Here is a 17,684-nt window from a genome sequence, read left to right on the forward strand (position 1 = left end):
ACATGTCGAAAGAAAAAAAAGAACAGAATTTAGAACATACCGCCCCGCATAAAGGGCCTGAAACATCTCAACCGGGATTAGGGGATTTAGCGCCGCAGGGCGGAGGACATAAACCTGCGGCAGAACCGACGCCACCGGGCAAACAACCCACTGCACCGGGCAGCCTTAAAGCCCCCGAGACGCAAAATGCGAAACTTGAGCAGCTTGATGAGTATCGTAAAAATGGCGAAAACGCCGGGCTTACGACCAACCAGGGCACGCGGATTGCAAACGATCAGAACTCGCTTACCGCGGGTTCGCGTGGGCCAACGTTGCTGGAAGACTTTATCATGCGTGAAAAAATCACGCATTTTGACCATGAACGTATCCCAGAGCGTATCGTCCATGCGCGTGGTTCAGCCGCACACGGCTATTTCCAGCCCTATCGTTCGTTAGAAGCCCTGACCAAAGCCGGCTTTCTCAGCGATCCCGACAAAACCACACCTGTCTTCGTGCGCTTTTCCACCGTGCAGGGGGGCGCCGGATCGGCCGATACCGTGCGTGATATCCGTGGATTCGCCACCAAGTTTTACACCGATGAGGGCGTGTTTGATTTGGTCGGCAACAATACCCCGGTATTTTTCATTCAGGATGCGCACAAATTCCCGGACTTTGTTCACGCGGTAAAACCCGAGCCGCATAACGAAATTCCACAGGGACAGAGCGCACATGATACTTTCTGGGACTATGTGTCGCTGCAGCCTGAGACGTTGCATAACGTGATTTGGGCGATGTCCGATCGCGGTATTCCGCGCAGTTATCGCACCATGGAAGGATTTGGCATTCATACCTTCCGCCTGATTAACGCGGAGGGTAAAGCCACCTTCGTGCGATTCCACTGGAAACCGGTTGCCGGTAAAGCCTCGCTGTTGTGGGATGAAGCACAGAAGCTTACGGGCCGCGATCCCGATTTCCACCGCCGCGATCTGTGGGAAGCGATTGAAGCCGGTGATTACCCGGAATACGAATTAGGCCTGCAGCTAATACCTGAGGAAGACGAGTTTACATTCGATTTTGATATTCTTGATGCGACAAAACTCATTCCTGAAGAGCTGGTACCGGTTGAGCTGGTCGGTAAAATGGTACTCAATCGCAATCCAGACAATTTCTTTGCGGAAACCGAGCAGGTAGCGTTCCATCCGGGACACATTGTTCCGGGACTGGACTTCACCAACGATCCGTTGCTACAGGGACGACTGTTCTCCTACACCGATACGCAAATTAGCCGCCTCGGTGGCCCCAACTTCCATGAGATCCCGATTAACCGTCCGGTTTGCCCTTACCATAATTTCCAGCGACAGGGCATGCATCGTACGGAAATTGACACTAACCCGGCCAACTATGAACCCAACTCGATCAACAATAACTGGCCGCGCGAAGTCCCACCGGCGGCCAAACAGGGTGGATTTGAAAGCTATCAGGAGCGGGTGGAAGGCAGCAAAGTACGCGAGCGCAGTCCGTCGTTTGGTGAATACTACTCCCAGCCAAGGCTGTTCTGGCTGAGCCAGACAGCGGAAGAGCAGCAACATATTATTGGCGCTTACTCGTTTGAGCTCAGTAAGGTGGCGCGTCCTTATATCCGTGAGCGCGTCGTTGATCATCTGCTGCAAATCGATGTCAACCTGGCGCAAGGCGTGGCGAAAAATCTGGGCCTCAAGCTGAGCGATGAGCAGCTTAAGACGGCGCCGCCAAAAGATGTGAATGGCCTGCAAAAAGATGAAAGCCTGAGTCTGTATGCGCAGCCGAGTGGTGACGTTAAAGGTCGCCAGGTGGCCTTACTGCTCAGTGACGGCACGAAAGCAGCCGACGTTCTTGCCATCCTTCAGGCACTGAAGGCAAAAGGTGTGCATGCTAAACTGCTGGCCGCGCATATGGGGCAAGTGCTGGCCGATGATGGTTCCGTTCTGCCGATCGACGCGACCTTCACCGGACTTCCTTCGCTCACCTTCGACGCGGTGATTGTGCCTGATGGCAATATCGATGCGTTACTGCTCAGCGGTGATGCGCGCTATTTCTTGCTGGAAGCCTATAAACACCTCAAAGCGATTGGCCTGAGCGGCGATGCGCGTCGGTTTAAAGCGCAGTTCAACGTGCAGGACAGCGAAACGGAGGAGGGGCTGGTGGAAGCCGCCAAAGCGGAGGGAACATTGATGGATGATTTCCTGACCGTAATGGCGTCCCACCGGGTCTGGTCGCGCAGTAAGAAAGCATTGACTGTAGCGGCATAAAAGCCGTGGGCGGAGTGAATTGCTCCGCCCTCTGCAGGCTATTTTTCCGGCTGGTGAGTGTGGGCGTCGGTCACCATTGGCTTAATCTCAAATACGCCTTGCGAGGCCATCACAGAACAGCTTAGTGCGGCCGCCAACGTTAACCCAATCCATATCTTCTTCATCGGTCCTCTCCCGCAAAAATATTATTTCACTTTCAGGTTTAGCATTGTTTATTTGAAAGTCGAGCATGATGAGGATTTTAAGAAATATCCTTCCTGATAAGTTGGATTAAAGGTGAATTTAAGTATCACCCGAAATCATTTATTAAGGTAACCAGTTATTCCTGATTGCCGCGTTAACGTGTGATTTTCATTTTTATTCTAAAATCTGAACTAGCCTTGATCGTGGCAGTTATTTAGTGGCTGCATTCGGCGTCCACATCGTTAAACTCTTCAGGAAAACCATTTTGGAAAATCAGCAATATTCTCATCCGCAACGTATTAATGGATTCGCCGGACTGGGTGACTATGCGGCAATTGGGGAAGGACGATCCGTGGCGCTTATTGCGCCAGATGGTTCTATCGACTGGTGGTGCGCACCTAATCTCGATTCAAAACCCCTTTTTGACCAAATACTTGATCCACAGATTGGCGGTTTCTTTCAGATCGTCCCCGTGGCGGATTACCGCGTCACGCGCAACTATCGCGAAAAAAGTAATGTGCTTGAGACCCGTTTCGATACCGATAGCGGGTCGGTGCTGCTAACAGAATCGATCAATAGCACGCTGGCAGGGCGCTTACCCTGGAGTGAACTGGCCAGGCGTATTGAGGGGCTGGCAGGTGAGGTGACCTTAAGAATTACGCTGCGCTTCGGCACCGCCGCCGAGACGCGTTCCCCGTGGATTGCGGACAGCGCACAGGGCAAGGTGTATCACATTGCCGATTTGATGGCGATGCTGCGCACCAGTGAAGACATTATTCTCGATCATATCGACGATGAATTAGTGACCGGCACGCTCACCGTGAGCAAAGGCGCACGTTCGCTTTGTGCCCTGCTGGTAACGGAAAAAGAGCCGCTGGCGGTCCCGGACATGAATGCCATTGATGGCCGCATCGAAACCAGCGACACGGCATGGCGTGACTGGGTCAACAGCCTGAGCTATAGCGGCCGTTATGCGCCGCTGGTGATACGTTCGGCGCTGTCGTTGAAATTTCTCTGGTACTCGCCGACGGGCGCGCTGGCGGCGGCCGCCACCACATCACTGCCTGAAGGTCTCGGCAAAGAGAAGAACTACGACTACCGCTACGCCTGGGTACGCGATGCCTGTCTGATCATTAAAGCCTTTATTTGCCTGGGCGCGCTGGAGGATTGTAAAGCCGCGTTCTCCTGGCTCACGCAGACCATCATCGATCATGGCGTACGGCTCCGCGCCTGCTACACCCTGGAAGGTGAGAAAGTCCCTGAGGAGCGCTATCCAGCGTTACGCGGCTATCAGGATTCGCAGCCGGTGCGTATTGGTAATAACGCGCGCGATCAGGTTCAGCTCAGCATGTACGGCGATATGCTGGCCACGGCGCAGGGCTTCGTGGAGGCCGGACACGTGCTGGATCTCACCACCGCGCGCCTGCTGGGTGAGCTAGCAAACTGCTGTGCGGATAGCTGGCGCCAGAAGGATTCTGGCATTTGGGAGTTGCCGGAAGAACAGCACTATACCCATTCGAAGATGGCATGCTGGCTGGCTTTAGATCGTGCGGTGGTATTGGCCGAAAAGAAATACATTGAGCCCACCTGGGTTGAACGCTGGAAACGAGAACGTGACCGCATTAGCCACTGGATCGAAACGCACTGCTGGTCTGAGACGCTGCAGAGCTATACCTTTTATGTGGGCAGTGATGAGCAGGTCGATGCTGCGCTGACGCTGATGCACCATTATGGCAACAGCGTTAATCCGCAAAGGATGCTCTCCTCTTATCGCGTAATCCGTCGCGAACTAGGGAATAACGGTGCGATGCTTTATCGCTATAGCAACGTAGATGAAGAGGAGAGTACTTTCCTGGCGTGCTCTTTCTGGATGGTGGAAGCCTGGGCGGCCATGGGCGATGGCGCCGGTGCAGAAGCGATGATGGAAGAGATTTTGGTCGCGCTTAATCGTCAGGGTAACGTCGACATTTTCAATGAAATGTATGATGTCCGCACGCAGTCATGGCGAGGGAATATGCCTCAGGGGCTCAGCCATCTGGCGCTGATCTTCGCGGCTCAGGGCATTAGTCATGCTCTGAAGCCATCATAAAAAAGCCCGCATAGCGCGGGTTTGGTCGATGCTGCGGCCCAACGATCGCGTATGTAACGCGTGCGGTATGAGTCGACCACGGAAAGTGGTCGACTCATACTACCGTACTCGCTTGTAACGGTCATAGGCGGTAGTGATGGCGCGCTAACCTGCCATTATCTGCGAGTCACCGCGGCGTTTTAAGCGGTTTTATTGATATTTCATCCCAGCCGATTATCCGCAGAGACTAATCTGATAGTTCACCTTCACTCGCTGATTTATCCACCATCAACTTCCCCTCTGTTATTTACATGCTTAACTCTGTTGTGGGCTTAAAACAGAGGACACAATGCCGTTAAAAAGGAAAATGGATAAAAAGGTCAACACCGAATCTGGCCTGCTGAAAAGCATTGTGCTGTCCGGTCTCTTCCTGATCCTCACGGTGGTCGGTATGAGTCTTTGGACGCTACGAGAAGACTGGCTGGCCACGGTGCATCAAACGCAGGAAACGGCGATGAATCTCGCCGTGTCGCAGTCGCGCCAGGCGGAAGATACCTTTCTCCAGGCAGAACTTTCGCTGAGACAGATACAGCGCGATCTGCAACTGCAGTTGGCGACAGGGATTCAGGGGGCGGATCTGAGCCATACTATGCGTGAGTTGCAGCACCGCCTGCCGCAACTGCACGGACTGTTTTATTACGATGCGGACGGCACATGGACCGCGACCTCTGCCGATCGCGTGCCCAGCAACATCAATAACGCCGATCGTGAATACTTTACTTATCAGCGCAGCAACCGACGCAATAACCTGCACATTGGCCCGGTGATTCGCAGCCGCAGCACGGGCGATCTGGTAATCCCCGTTTCCCTGCGGGTGAGCGATGCCAGTGGCGGATTCAAAGGGGTATTGTTGGCGACCATAAAGGTGGATTACTTCCGTCGTTTTTACAGCTACTACGAGCTCGGCAAACGCGATGTGCTGGTATTAATGTTGTCCGACAGCACCGTGCTTTATGCTCGTCCGATGCCAGACAGTTACATTGGTAAAGATCTCTCCTCAAGTCCGCTGTTTCAGCATATGCTCGCCAAAATGGATCGCGGCAGCGGTCAATGGAAGGCGGCGCTGGACGGGCAAGCGCGGATCTTTGGCTTTGCGCGTTCTGACCGCTATCCGATCATCGTCGCCGCGGGTTACAACGCCGACGATCTCTTTAGCATTTGGATTAATGGGCGGGGGCAGGACATTATCCTCAGCCTGATTCTGCTGTTGACCATCTTATTACTGGGGACGTTTCAGCTGCGTCATGCACGGCGCGTATTGCGCTATCAGCAGGAACTGACCAGCCTACGAGATGAGCTGCACAAGGCCAATCTGTCGCTGAACAAGCTCGCACATATTGACGGGCTTACCGGGTTAGCGAATCGCCGGGAATTCGATCGCTTCCTCCGTGAAGCGCTGGGCAACGCGGCCGCAAGCGGTAAACCCCTTTCGCTCATCATGATCGATATCGATTTTTTCAAACATTACAACGACACCTACGGACACATTGCGGGAGATGAAGGGTTGAAGGTGATAGGTGAGCTACTGGCTTCGTTATCCGTGAGGCGATCGGATATGGCGGCCCGCTACGGTGGTGAGGAGTTTGCGCTTATCTTGCCGGATACCGCATTCGATGAGGGGATAGCGCTGGCTAACCGCGCGGTAGAAGCCGTGAGGATGATGAAGCTGCCCCATGCTTCTTCACCGCTCGGTCACGTGACGCTTAGCGCCGGCTGCGCCACGACGTCCACGCCCGCCACGGTTTCCGCAGTAAAACTGCTGGAGCATGCCGACCATGCTTTGTATAGGGCGAAGCGTGGCGGGCGTAATCGTGCGCAAGGGATCGATGTGCCGGCGTTGCCAGAGCAGAGAAGGGAGTAACCGACTGACATTCTCGTCTCTGGCTTATTCCACCGTCGGCAGCTGATAGTTGATATATTGACGAAGCGCTTCGTGCATTTGGCTATTTAGCTCATCATCTAACCCGCGCTCTTCATATTCTTTTGCTAGCTGAATGATAACCTCATCATATTTTCCCTTAAAGGTGATGTTATTTACCGCAACTTGCTTGATCATCAGTTCGCGCAAGGCAGCAACTTCGATTTCCAGCCTGTTTACGTTCTCTTCAAGTTCTTTCACTCTCTCTTCACTCGACATACTGCCTCCGGGTGTTAATCAAATTTAACGGTGTAGGGGAAGGATGATATAGCCAGAATATCGCATTGGCCTGTTATTAATTCAAGGGAAAGGAAACGGTTAACGTTACCTTATTAACAATTTGCATTGGCTGGTAATAACCCATTCATGAGAAATAATTGGCCTCGATTATTTAGCGATAGGCGTCAATAAACCGAAGCGCATCGAGGTTACTTTGCCACGGGAAGATCGGATAAACGTGTTGTATATGCCGGTGAAAGCATCTCACGCTTCATTGCCCAGGGCTTCTGGATACCCTGTCCGGCAAACCATAACGCACCGCGCTGGTGGGCATTCATCTTGTCGATCAGTGCCATTAGCTGCTCGCTGTTGTGACGCGGCTGATATTCGGCAAACAGGTCGAACTGCGCCACGCCATCGCTGAAAAAATCCCCCAGCATCACGCCGCCTTTCATGTAGCGCTTACCGGGAACCCAGATGCGATCCAAACAGTTAAGCGTCGCCTGAATGATGTCACGACTATCGGCAGTTGGCGTAATAAGCGTCTGGCTAGCGGCATTCGCATAATAGGGATGATGCGGATCGTGTGGGCTGGTGCGAATAAAGGTGCCAATATGGCGACAATATTGCCGCTCGCTGCGCAGCTTTTCGGCGGCGCGGGCAGCGTAATTGGCAATAGCCTCGCGCATATCGTGATAGTCGGTAATGCGGTCGCCAAACGAGCGCGAGCACAATATATTTTGCCGATTCGGGACCACCTCATCAAACGCCAGGCAAGGCTCACCGCATAATTCACGTACGGTGCGCTCCAGAACCACGCCGAAGTGTTTGCGGATCAACGCTGTGGGCGTTTCAGCTAACTGCAGCGCGGTATCAATGCCCATGAGATTGAGCTTTTTCGATAAGCGGCGACCAACACCCCATACCTCTTCAACCTTGACCCGCTTCATCAATTCACGCTGGCGCAGCGGTGCGGAAAGATCCATCACATTCTCGGCTTTGGTCCAGCGCTTGGCGGCCCAGTTGGCCAGTTTGGCGAGGGTTTTGGTGGGGGCGATACCGACCCCCACGCGCAGATGCGTGTCCTGATAGATGCGATCGCGAATATCCCGCCCCAGCTGTTCTAGCGTCATACAGGCGTTGATGCCGGTGACATCAACAAAGGCTTCATCAATGGAGTACTCGTCGACGCGTGTGGAGATCAGCGCCAGCGTCTCCATCACGCGCCGCGACATATCGCCATAAAGCGCATAGTTGGAGGAGAACACCACCACGTTATGGCGCGTTAACTCTTCGCGATGTTTAAAGTAGGGCGCACCCATTTTAATGCCGAGCTTTTTGGCTTCTTTACTCAGCGAAATAATACAGCCGTCGTTGTTGGACAGCACCACAATCGGTTTGCCGCGCAGATCCGGGCGAAACACGGTTTCGCAGCTGGCGTAGAAAGAGTTCACGTCCACTAAGGCAAACATTAGCGGCCCAACGTTTTGATCACGTGTTTGACGATGCCGAAGACTTCGAACTGATCCACATCGGGAATGGGGATGATCGCATGGGCCGCATTCATGGGTTTGAGATGCAGGTAGGGCCGCAGCATAAGTTGTTTGACGGTGAATTCACCCGAGAGAGAGGCGACCACAATATCGCCGTGCCTGGGCTTGGGGGAGCTGTCTACCACCAGCAGGTCCCCCTCCGCAATACCGCCTTCAATCATGGAATCACCGCTTACTCTGATGAAGTAGGTTGAACTGGGGTGATCCACTAAAAAGTGGTTGAGGTCAATGCGCTGTTCAACGTAGTCCTGAGCCGGCGAGGGAAAGCCACAGGGCACCCGGCTAATGAATAAAGGAAAGTCTACAATGGCACGGATTTCCGCGGGCTGATAAAACTGCATGGCTGCGATCTCAAATTATTACTGTATGTGTATACAGTAATATCGAGTGGGCAGGTTGATCAAGCCAGTACCGGCGACTATCTGCAAAACACTTGGCAGGAAAGGGAATTTAATTTTAGTGAGAGGCCGCGGCTTGCCCATGCAGAGGCAAGCCATAAACGGGATGCGAAGGCTAAATCATCATCCCCAAAATCTGCAGCGTGCTCTGCTGCGAAGCGGTGATGAATGGAATGTCTTTGATGTGTTGCATGCCGAAGGCTTCATAGAACTTACGTGCGCGGACATTCTCGCCTAATACTTCCAGCCACAAGTAGCCTTCGCGCTTATCGCGTGCCTCATTAATAATGCTCTCGAACATCCATCTGCCGTAATTCTTGCCGGTTTCTTCCGGGTTGAGGTACAGCTTGTTCAGCAGTGCGCCGCTCATGCCTGAATCCGGTACCGGTGTGTTCCAGGTGACTTTGGCAAAGCCAATGGGTTTGTCCGTCTCGGCGATAAGCCAGCTCTCATTCGGTGCGGCCAGACTGCTGGCAAGCTCGATGAGGCCGTACTCTTTGTCGATAAAGGCATCCAGTTCTTCTGCGGAAACCCACATATGCTTGAAATGCGCACTGTAGGTCATGCGTCCCAGCTGGTGCAGCAGCTCTGCATCCTCCGCCTGGGCTTTACGTATGGTGAACTCCATGCCAGCTATCCTTTCTCATTCTTGTTATTAACCTTATCGTCGGTCATCACAATCATGACCGAAGGGCACTTACCATAGCGTGTTAGTAACAAAAACCCAAGAAAACAGGCGATTACTGTTAACAAATGCGTGCAGCAACGGCGTCGATCTTTATCTTCTTACTCAATGACCCGATAATACCGCGGTATCGTTGCAGCACGCGCTGCGTAAGGCGGGAAGCCGATGATCTATAGTTAACACTGAGAAGCAAGCGTAAGCCCATATTCTCAGGAGGTAAAAGATGTCAGATTCGCAACCTAAAATTATCGGTGAAGCGGCCTACGCCTTGCTGGTACGTCGCGAGGAAGTCAACGTCTACTCGCTGCTGGCCGAACTTGCGCGCATGTCGGAAAACGAGAAAAGTCGTCAGCGGCTGGAGCGCATTGCGCATGCCCGCCAATGGTTAATGGCGCATCGTCAGCCGGCAGAAAGCGATAATCGCGCCCATTCGGCGTTACGTGGCCTGAGTCGACAGGAAGGGAGCGTTAGAATGCCCTCTGCGGATGGAGACGACAGTTGACGCCACAGGGCTCACGCGCCGGTCGCTGCCGGCGCTGGGCTCACGAATTTGGAAATAATAAGTTTCCAATTATCCGAATCCGCTCCCATTAGCACTTTTTGCAACAAACACCCCCGTATAAGTTCAGTAAGCTTTTTGTACAGCTTTAGATTAACCTGTACAACTTTCATTAGGTCAGCTGACCTAACATTTTAATTTATTGGGGTCAATTATGCGTCAGAACGGATATACGCCAAGTTCAGTCGAGGCCATTGCCAACTATTTCAGCAAAGCGTCTCTGCCATCGCAGCAAGAAACATTAGGACAGGTCGTGGTCGAAATCCTGCGTGAAGGACGTAATCTGAACCGCAAATCGCTTTGCACCAAGCTTCTGCGCAGACTTGAACTCGCTTCCAATGCGGAAGAAGAGCACCATTATCATCAGTTGATCGGTCTGTTGTTCGAACGTGAAAGCTAAGAACTGATTTGACGTCCAGGTTGTACAACTATAAGACTTTACTCTGATAACGCACTTCCTTGTGTATGACCTGTGACAGGCTGTACTGCGCTACACTGACTTGTGTAGCGCACCCATTTTGCCGTGTGCCGGGTTGAGGGCGAAGCGGCATTCAGAGATTCGTTATGAATAGAAGTGAATACCAGAAAATAATCGATGAAATAATCGGGGAAGCGGCGCTAGTGCTGTTGCAAAAGGCGGGGCCGGTAAATACTCAAGCGCTGATTGATCAGCTTATACGTATGAAAGAGCAGAGCACCGACCACGAACAGCGTGAAGCGATTATCGCCGCTATTACCGATGTGCGTAACAGCATCCTGGCGGGTAAAAAACTGCGGGAAGAGCAACCAAACAGGGACAATGTTCTGCCGCTATTTGGTGATAAGGAACAGTCTGGCAGCAACCGCAAGCATTAAGCGTTTGCCTCGTGTTTAGTGAATTATCATTTGAACGTATCGCTATCAGTACGGGACTGGAATCATGTCGGAAAATCACGACCTCTACTCTGCACTGCCTGACATTGAGTTGGCAGAGCATTTTCGCAATGCAGACAGCAGCCTAAAGCATGAATCGGCAGTATTGGATAGAGTTATTCGCCACGTGCTGGCCACCGAAGGGCGCGTCAGTAATAAATCGATCATTCTCTGCCTGATTATGGCACTGGAATCTGCGGATACCGATGCTGAAGGCGATATCCTGCGTAGAACGCTGGAAATCGTTGTGGGCTATACGCCAGACGATGCCTGATAGTTGATTTTTGTCCCCCCAGCCGTGGGGGGCAATTTAGTGCATCATACCTGCCAGTAACCGCATCGCGGCATCGCACAGGCGCCGCAATTCTTTATCCTTTGTCCCTGACTTCATTACATGAAGCGATAAAGAAATATCATGCGCTTTGAAAACGCGCTCCTCCCTGATGAACTCCGCGACGGCCATACCGATGAGCGCATAAAGGTCCGGTGTTGGACGGTTTTCATCTCTCAACATCACCTCCGATGCTTGTATATATATACAGTCTGGCATAGGGAAATAGGCGGCGATACCTTTTTCGTGCGTTGTGTTGAGGGAAGGAATAAATAAGCGAAGCGTTAATTAAGCGATAATGTGTGATAAATGCGCGGGTTAAGCCAAAATATTATCGTGAAAAAATTTACTCTTTTTTCAATAGCGCCGCTTTCTGTTTCGCTCTATCAATGTTAAATCTGTGTAACCAGGTGCGAAACTGCTTCAGCTGGGCTTGTGAGGAGCTTTCATTAGAAAGCGTGCAAATATAAAGCTGACTCTGCGTATGATTATTCATACCCAGCGCATAGAATTCACTTTTATTTTCACGGTGTTGCAACTCAATTCCCGTGAAATGCATTTCTTTGCGCAAATGCAGAATAGCTTCGAACTTTTTAAAGTCCATCATCATGCCCTTATTATTCTAAGTTGATAGCAAGAGGAGCTGGCTTCATATAGCGTAAACCTACGCAGAGAGTAAGCCAGCACATGTTGAACTGAGTCGCTTAAATCACGGATAGCCACGTTTCGCGACGGATCGCTTCAGCCATTTACGTTTACTCCCGCTTTGCTTATCCATCGCTAATGCGCTGGCGCTGGCAGGATCAAAAAGTGACAGGCTTTCTATCTGGTGCACCATAATCACTTTACGAAATTCCAGCGCGCTTTTCGGCGTGGAAGAGAAATCAATACTGTGATTGTGGTACCACTTACTGTAGTTATGCTCGATCGCCAGATTCAGTGTACGGGCGTCGCGATAACCGCTGAGCATCGGAATCAACACAATATTTGCCGTGTTGGCATATTCGAACGTAGCGGCATGAATCATACCAATATATATACGCTTTGATTTCAGCGTCACCCACGCTAATTCACCTTCTTCCATGCACTGTAGTAACAGCTGCTCAATGCCATTAGAGCGCGAAAGTCGCTGATAAAGCTCTTTGCGGCTGCCCGGATTGAGGCGTGCGCTGACAGCCCAGTTAGAGCGATACATACAAAACAGAATGGCGAAGGCCAGCATTAATACGACCGGTGCCTGAATGCCTAAAAAGCTCCAGGTCATGAAATCGACATTCCAGTGAACATTCTCCATCGACGACAGCGCAAAAGCGTTGTTCACCCCCGATGCGATAAGCAATATGAGCCAGATTATTCCCGTTGCCAGCACGCCTTGTAGCACAAATATGCAGCCATAAAGTGCAATAAGAAAATAGACATCCCAGCCGAACGAACGCTTAATCTTTAAGCGACTCGACATATCACGACTGGTATACCAGTAGCCGCATACCATCATGACCATAAATATTGCGGTACCCATTTAAATATCCTTCAACGTCATGACATGCTGAGCAAAATCGCGCTGTACTTCAGGGCTCAATGCATTTACCGAGGCGTTACCATCTTCATCGATAATTATTCTGTCGCCTTCCTGTATCGATTCCTGAATATCCTGGCGAGTCATCACTTGCACCAGCGCCTCTGGACTACCGAACATAGACGTTAAAAAACCAAACATAGCGAGGGATCCTTTTATTCATGCCAACACAAACTATGGCACATCCCTCGACGGCTACGCGCTTAAAGGCGGCGTGATGGATGATATCGGTAACTTTCCGGATTAATCTGCCAGCAGGTAATAAAAACGGAGAGGAATAAATAGACAGCAGCCATAATAAATTACAGCTGCTTTTATTTTTGCGATCAGAAAAGCTCAAGATAGAGTGATTTAATCATCTCAACGCTACACTCACGCGGATTTCCACCGGTGCAAATATCGTCATAGGCGGCCGCGGCCAATGCTGCGGCATCCTCCACCCGCATACTGATATCGCGTAATTTGAGCGGAATACCGATGTCACGATTGAGGCGGGTCACGGCGTCAATCGCCAGCGTACGCGCCTCCGATAAAGAACATTCATAGGCACCTTTGATACCCAGCGCATGCGCGATATCGCGGTATTTCTCGCCGGTATATTCCGCATTGAAAGCCATAATATGCGGGAGCAACACGGCGTTGGCGATACCGTGCGGTGTTCCATAAAAAGCGCCCAGCGGGTGCGCCATGCCGTGTACCAGCCCCAGTCCGACATTGGAAAAGCCCATACCAGCAATGTATTGCCCCAGCGCCATATCGGCCACGCCGGCTGACACACCTTTCACGGAATCACGCAGCGAACGGCCAATAATCTCAATCGCTTTGAGATGGAACATGTCGGTCAGTTCCCAGGCGCCGCGGGTAATAAATCCTTCAATGGCGTGGGTCAGTGCGTCTACGCCGGTTGCCGCTTTCAGGCTGGCTGGCATGCTGGCCATCATGTCGGGATCGATAATAGCGATCGCCGGGATGTCATGCGGATCGTAGCAGACAAATTTGCGTTTCTTCTCTTCATCGGTGATGACGTAATTGATCGTGACTTCTGCAGCCGTGCCGGATGTGGTGGGCACAGCAATAATTGGCACCGAGGGATGGCGCGTAGCGGCACCACCTTCCAGCATGCGCACGTCGGTAAATTCGGGATTAGCAATCATCATACCGATGGCTTTGCAGGTGTCCTGCGGCGAGCCACCGCCCACGGCAATCAGATAATCCGCGCCCGCACGGCGAAATGCAGTGACGCCTGCGTGTACCACCTCTACGGTTGGATTGGGGATCACGCGATCATAAACCTCATAATCCAGGCCGTTTTGCGCCAGCAGGTCGGTAATGCGGGTGGCGACAGAAAACTTGATCAGATCTTTATCCGTGACCACCAGCGCTTTGGTAAAACCGCGCTTGTTAATCTCATCAACAATGGCGTTGATAGCACCCGAACCAAAGTAAGCCGTTTCATTGAGGATCATTCTGTTAATCATGTTAATTACCTTCACGTAGATGCCATATTTGAGTTTTTTTGATTAAAATCATCAAGATAAAGTGATTTAACCCTATTTAGATCTACGGGGTAAAAGGGATGTTTATATTGCGTTTCCTCAATAAAAGCGCTGTTTCCCGCCTGCTGGACTGGCGACGCGCAAGTGAGAGGAAAGTAACGGAGAGTCAAAGAGTGCGCAGGGCGGAAATGGCGAAAGGCTGCCAGAGATGCAGCCAGCGTTGGCGGGGGCGATCAGGAACCTAAACGCATATTCTCGGCGCGTTTTGCGGTGTCATAAACATATTGCAGCATGGGTTCCAAATCGGTATCGGGGCCGGAACTGATAATCTTGCCGCGCAGCCACTCTATTTCGCTGGTGATATCCGGAGGGAAAATGGTGTTGTTCTGCGCATTGCGCAGCCACTTAAGCAGAAAGTTATTCTTACCGCGTACGCCACCCGACTTTTTCGTTTTGGCATTGATTTTCAGCGCAATCAAAATGCAGTAATAGAAGTGAACGCGCTGGCTGTAGTTTTGCGGCATCATTTTCTACCTCCCACCCTGACATGGCCAAAATGTGAAGTTGATCGGTTTTCCATCATCCTGATTCCTGCCTGAAGTCATCTCAATGCGCTGATTTATGCTCTCAAGAGCCGTAACTCCGCACTGTCACCGCGCGGTAGACGCACCATATGACAATCTTTGCCGCCGAATCAAGTCGGCTTAATCTGGGAAATGTTTGCCGGCATGGTGGTGTCCGACGAGGTTGTGGCAGTCAGAAAACTAAGCGAAGCGCCTGAAAAGCCACGGATGCAATTTTTTTCCTGCCTGAAGCTTAAAACGGCCACTTATCCTATAGCGAAGCCGTATGCATCTGGCAATATCGTGATCTACGTCTACACTTAAAGCTGACGATGTTCGCTGTCAGGTTGCCATGTGAGTCCAGATCATGTTTGTTTGTGGGGAGTTAACTATCGAAATACCGTGTTGTCGGCAAAATCTCCTCGCACGCCATTCTGCGGTTTTTAACCGCCTCTCTCATTCAACTTGTCTCCGAACATCCACAGAAGCGAAACCCCAGGATACAGGAGGAGAGTCGTGACCCCCGCGGTTAATCAGAACAACACGTTGCCGTCGTTGAGCGGCGGACTTTATGCCTTCTTTTTTGACGTCGACGGTACGCTGGCGGCGATTCAGTCGCAGCCCGAGTCGGTTTCAATTCCCGCCTCGGTTCGCCAGCACCTGCAACACATTTCCAATCTTAGCCACGGCGCGTTAGCACTGGTCTCTGGACGCCCGATTGCGCAACTGGATGAACTGGTTGCGCCACTTGAAGCGCCAGCGGCCGGCGTGCACGGCGCTGAGCGGCGTGATGCCAGCGGACGCGTCCATCGTCACAGCTTGCCGGGCGATATCGCCCATACCTTGCAAACTGAGCTGCAGCAAACGCTGGATCAATGGCCCGACACGCTGCTGGAAGTCAAGGGTATGGCTTTCGCGCTGCACTATCGCAATGCGCCGCAGTACGAAAACGCCATTATGCAGCTGGCGGAAGATGCCGTTGCACGTTTTCCCGAGCTGGCGCTTCAGCCAGGAAAATGTGTCGTAGAACTGAAACCGCAGGGCATTGATAAAGGTGCCGCGGTGCGTGAGTTTATGCAGGAAGCCCCCTTTATCGGACGTATTCCGGTATTTGTGGGAGACGACCTGACAGATGAAAAAGGATTTCTCGCGGTGAACGCGATGCAGGGGATTTCTGTCAAAGTCGGTGAAGGTGCCAGCCACGCACGCTATCGTCTGAACAGCGTTGAGGCAGTGTGGCACTGGCTTGAACAACTATTATTACAACTAGAACATGACAATGTTGGTAAGGAGTTTAGGTTATGAGTCGTTTAGTCGTCGTATCTAACCGTATCGCTATTCCCGATGGCAGCAAGGCCAGCGCAGGCGGACTTGCTGTCGGTATTTTGGATGCACTGCAAGATACCGGAGGATTATGGTTTGGCTGGAACGGAGAGATTAGCGAGTTCTCTGGTGAAGATGAGGATGAAGAGCTCACGCAGCTCGAGCATAACGGAATTACCTACGCGTCATTGCCGCTCAATCAGAACGATTACGATCAATATTATCTCCAGTTTTCGAATACCGTGATTTGGCCGGCCTTCCACTATCGCCTTGATCTGGTTGAGTATCAACGTGAAGCCTGGGACGGTTACTGCCGGGTTAATACCTTACTGGCGCAGCGCCTAAAACCGCTGCTGCAGCCGGACGATATTTTGTGGATCCACGATTATCATCTGCTGCCGTTTGCTGCCGAGCTACGTAAACTCGGCATTAATAACCGCATTGGCTTCTTCCTGCATATTCCGTTCCCGACGCCAGAGATCTTCAACGCTCTGCCGCCGCATCAGGAGCTGCTGGAGATGATGAGCGATTACGATCTGCTGGGATTCCAGACAGAATCCGATCGCGTTGCGTTCCTCGATAGCCTGAGCCAGCTAACGCAGTTGCAGAATAAAGGTGAGAAAAAGCACCGTGCCTTTGGCAACACCTTTATGACCGAGGTGTATCCCATTGGTATCGAGCCGGACACCATTAAAGAGATGGCTGAAGGACCATTGCCACCGAAAATGGCCGCGATGAAACGCGATCTGGGTGATTTGCAAAACATTATTGCCTGCGAGCGTCTGGACTATTCAAAAGGTCTGCCAGAGCGTTTTCTGGCATACGAAGCCTTGCTGGCGAATTTCCCGCAGCATCGGGGCAAAGTGCGTTACTCGCAGATTGCGCCAACCTCACGCGGTGATGTGCAGGCGTATCAGGACATTCGTCACCAGCTGGAAACCGAAGCGGGGCGCATTAACGGTAAATACGGCACCTTGGGCTGGACGCCGCTTTATTATCTCAACCAGCACTTCGATCGCCGCCTGTTAATGAAGATCTTCCGCCTGACCAACGTTGGCTTGATAACGCCATTACGTGATGGGATGAATTTGGTGGCGAAGGAGTATGTTGCGGCGCAGGACCCCGATAACCCAGGCGTACTGGTGCTGTCGCGCTTTGCCGGTGCGGCGCAGGAGCTGACGTCCGCGCTGATCGTTAACCCTTACGATCGTGATGACGTAGCGGCCGCGCTGGATCGCGCCTTGACCATGCCGCGTACCGAGCGTATTTCGCGCTACAACGACATGATGGCCGTGTTGCGCAAACAGGACATTTCACATTGGCGTGAAAGCTTCCTGAAAGATCTGAATACCTTGCCGGTGCGTAGTGAAGATCACGGTACGGTAAATAAAGTCGCTACCTTTCCCAAATTAGCGTAAGACAGACCCTTTGGTCATGTAGGGCCGCCAACAATGGTGTAATGCTCGTCAGTTAAGCATGAATCGGTCACCATGAATGGTGACCCTACGTGGATATCGCCGGGTTTTCGTAGGGTGCGCATTCATGCGCACCTGCATAAACAGGCATTTTTTTG

Annotated in this window: 20 protein-coding genes; 9 read left to right on the top strand and 11 right to left on the bottom strand. The window is 51.8% G+C overall.

Going from position 1 to position 17,684, the window contains the following annotated elements; translation table 11 throughout:
* Positions 1 to 2: 2 nt before the first annotated feature.
* Positions 3 to 2,267, top strand: a complete 2,265-nt coding sequence (gene katE, locus ACIP6T_RS04030; RefSeq protein ID WP_097094170.1) for a catalase HPII — start codon at positions 3 to 5, stop codon at positions 2,265 to 2,267.
* Positions 2,268 to 2,305: 38 nt separating this feature from the next.
* On the opposite strand, the gene ACIP6T_RS04035 is transcribed toward katE, so the two are convergent.
* Positions 2,306 to 2,431, bottom strand: a complete 126-nt coding sequence (locus ACIP6T_RS04035; protein ID WP_320204454.1) for a hypothetical protein — start codon at positions 2,429 to 2,431, stop codon at positions 2,306 to 2,308.
* A gap of 284 nt (positions 2,432 to 2,715) precedes the next feature.
* Between ACIP6T_RS04035 and ACIP6T_RS04040 the strand changes: the two genes are divergently transcribed.
* Entirely contained in the window at positions 2,716 to 4,539 is a 1,824-nt protein-coding gene (locus ACIP6T_RS04040) for a glycoside hydrolase family 15 protein (RefSeq protein ID WP_400455493.1), read from the top strand.
* Positions 4,540 to 4,867: 328 nt separating this feature from the next.
* Positions 4,868 to 6,439 carry a sensor domain-containing diguanylate cyclase gene (locus ACIP6T_RS04045; protein WP_400455494.1) on the top strand — a complete coding sequence of 524 codons (1,572 nt, stop codon included), beginning with the start codon at positions 4,868 to 4,870 and terminating at the stop codon, positions 6,437 to 6,439.
* Positions 6,440 to 6,463: 24 nt separating this feature from the next.
* Here ACIP6T_RS04045 and ACIP6T_RS04050 read toward each other — a convergent pair whose 3' ends face one another.
* The 4 genes from ACIP6T_RS04050 to ACIP6T_RS04065 all read right to left on the bottom strand — a co-directional run bounded on the left by ACIP6T_RS04050 (position 6,464) and on the right by ACIP6T_RS04065 (position 9,294).
* Positions 6,464 to 6,715: a hypothetical protein gene (locus ACIP6T_RS04050; RefSeq protein WP_097094167.1), complete on the bottom strand. Its 252-nt coding sequence runs from the start codon at positions 6,713 to 6,715 to the stop codon at positions 6,464 to 6,466.
* A 209-nt stretch (positions 6,716 to 6,924) separates the two neighbouring features.
* Positions 6,925 to 8,187 carry a translesion error-prone DNA polymerase V subunit UmuC gene (gene umuC / locus ACIP6T_RS04055; protein WP_400455497.1) on the bottom strand — a complete coding sequence of 421 codons (1,263 nt, stop codon included), beginning with the start codon at positions 8,185 to 8,187 and terminating at the stop codon, positions 6,925 to 6,927.
* Positions 8,187 to 8,609, bottom strand: a complete 423-nt coding sequence (gene umuD / locus ACIP6T_RS04060) for a translesion error-prone DNA polymerase V autoproteolytic subunit (RefSeq protein WP_097094165.1) — start codon at positions 8,607 to 8,609, stop codon at positions 8,187 to 8,189. The genes umuC and umuD overlap by 1 nt, the downstream gene beginning before the upstream one ends.
* 172 nt (positions 8,610 to 8,781) lie before the next feature.
* Positions 8,782 to 9,294, bottom strand: coding sequence for a GNAT family N-acetyltransferase (locus ACIP6T_RS04065; protein WP_345826841.1), 513 nt, complete (start codon positions 9,292 to 9,294; stop codon positions 8,782 to 8,784).
* A 280-nt stretch (positions 9,295 to 9,574) separates the two neighbouring features.
* Between ACIP6T_RS04065 and ACIP6T_RS04070 the strand changes: the two genes are divergently transcribed.
* From ACIP6T_RS04070 to ACIP6T_RS04085, 4 genes are all read left to right on the top strand, one after another.
* A complete protein-coding gene (locus ACIP6T_RS04070; RefSeq protein WP_097094163.1) occupies positions 9,575 to 9,853 on the top strand; it encodes a hypothetical protein in 279 nt (92 codons plus the stop codon).
* Between the two features lie 211 nt (positions 9,854 to 10,064).
* Positions 10,065 to 10,310, top strand: coding sequence for a regulatory protein YcgZ (gene ycgZ / locus ACIP6T_RS04075; RefSeq protein ID WP_097094162.1), 246 nt, complete (start codon positions 10,065 to 10,067; stop codon positions 10,308 to 10,310).
* A gap of 164 nt (positions 10,311 to 10,474) precedes the next feature.
* Positions 10,475 to 10,765, top strand: a complete 291-nt coding sequence (locus ACIP6T_RS04080) for a hypothetical protein (protein WP_400455500.1) — start codon at positions 10,475 to 10,477, stop codon at positions 10,763 to 10,765.
* 64 nt (positions 10,766 to 10,829) lie between these two features.
* Positions 10,830 to 11,096 carry a biofilm development regulator YmgB/AriR family protein gene (locus ACIP6T_RS04085; RefSeq protein WP_097094160.1) on the top strand — a complete coding sequence of 89 codons (267 nt, stop codon included), beginning with the start codon at positions 10,830 to 10,832 and terminating at the stop codon, positions 11,094 to 11,096.
* A 36-nt stretch (positions 11,097 to 11,132) separates the two neighbouring features.
* Here the strand turns inward: ACIP6T_RS04085 and ACIP6T_RS04090 are convergent, their stop codons facing one another.
* From ACIP6T_RS04090 to ACIP6T_RS04115, 6 genes are all read right to left on the bottom strand, one after another.
* On the bottom strand, positions 11,133 to 11,336 hold the full coding sequence (locus ACIP6T_RS04090) for a hypothetical protein (protein ID WP_141400220.1): 204 nt from the start codon (positions 11,334 to 11,336) through the stop codon (positions 11,133 to 11,135).
* 163 nt (positions 11,337 to 11,499) lie between these two features.
* Positions 11,500 to 11,763 carry a hypothetical protein gene (locus tag ACIP6T_RS04095; RefSeq protein ID WP_320204453.1) on the bottom strand — a complete coding sequence of 88 codons (264 nt, stop codon included), beginning with the start codon at positions 11,761 to 11,763 and terminating at the stop codon, positions 11,500 to 11,502.
* A gap of 99 nt (positions 11,764 to 11,862) precedes the next feature.
* Positions 11,863 to 12,672 (bottom strand): hypothetical protein, encoded by an 810-nt coding sequence (locus tag ACIP6T_RS04100; protein WP_097094157.1) that lies wholly within the window; start codon positions 12,670 to 12,672, stop codon positions 11,863 to 11,865.
* Positions 12,673 to 12,870, bottom strand: a complete 198-nt coding sequence (locus tag ACIP6T_RS04105; protein WP_097094156.1) for a hypothetical protein — start codon at positions 12,868 to 12,870, stop codon at positions 12,673 to 12,675. It abuts the gene before it with no gap.
* A gap of 185 nt (positions 12,871 to 13,055) precedes the next feature.
* Positions 13,056 to 14,207, bottom strand: a complete 1,152-nt coding sequence (fucO, locus tag ACIP6T_RS04110) for a lactaldehyde reductase (protein ID WP_400455505.1) — start codon at positions 14,205 to 14,207, stop codon at positions 13,056 to 13,058.
* A 251-nt stretch (positions 14,208 to 14,458) separates the two neighbouring features.
* A complete protein-coding gene (locus tag ACIP6T_RS04115) occupies positions 14,459 to 14,749 on the bottom strand; it encodes a hypothetical protein (RefSeq protein ID WP_097094155.1) in 291 nt (96 codons plus the stop codon).
* 555 nt (positions 14,750 to 15,304) lie between these two features.
* Here ACIP6T_RS04115 and otsB point away from each other — a divergent pair.
* Both otsB and otsA read left to right on the top strand, forming a co-directional pair.
* Positions 15,305 to 16,093 (top strand): trehalose-phosphatase, encoded by a 789-nt coding sequence (otsB, locus tag ACIP6T_RS04120; RefSeq protein ID WP_400455507.1) that lies wholly within the window; start codon positions 15,305 to 15,307, stop codon positions 16,091 to 16,093.
* Positions 16,090 to 17,529 carry an alpha,alpha-trehalose-phosphate synthase gene (gene otsA / locus ACIP6T_RS04125; protein ID WP_345826839.1) on the top strand — a complete coding sequence of 480 codons (1,440 nt, stop codon included), beginning with the start codon at positions 16,090 to 16,092 and terminating at the stop codon, positions 17,527 to 17,529. Before otsB ends, otsA begins: the two co-directional genes overlap by 4 nt.
* The last annotated feature ends 155 nt before the right edge of the window (positions 17,530 to 17,684 follow it).

It is taken from the genome of Pantoea sp. NPDC088449, assembly GCF_044753225.1.
GTDB classification, from domain to species: Bacteria; Pseudomonadota; Gammaproteobacteria; order Enterobacterales; family Enterobacteriaceae; genus Pantoea; species Pantoea floridensis.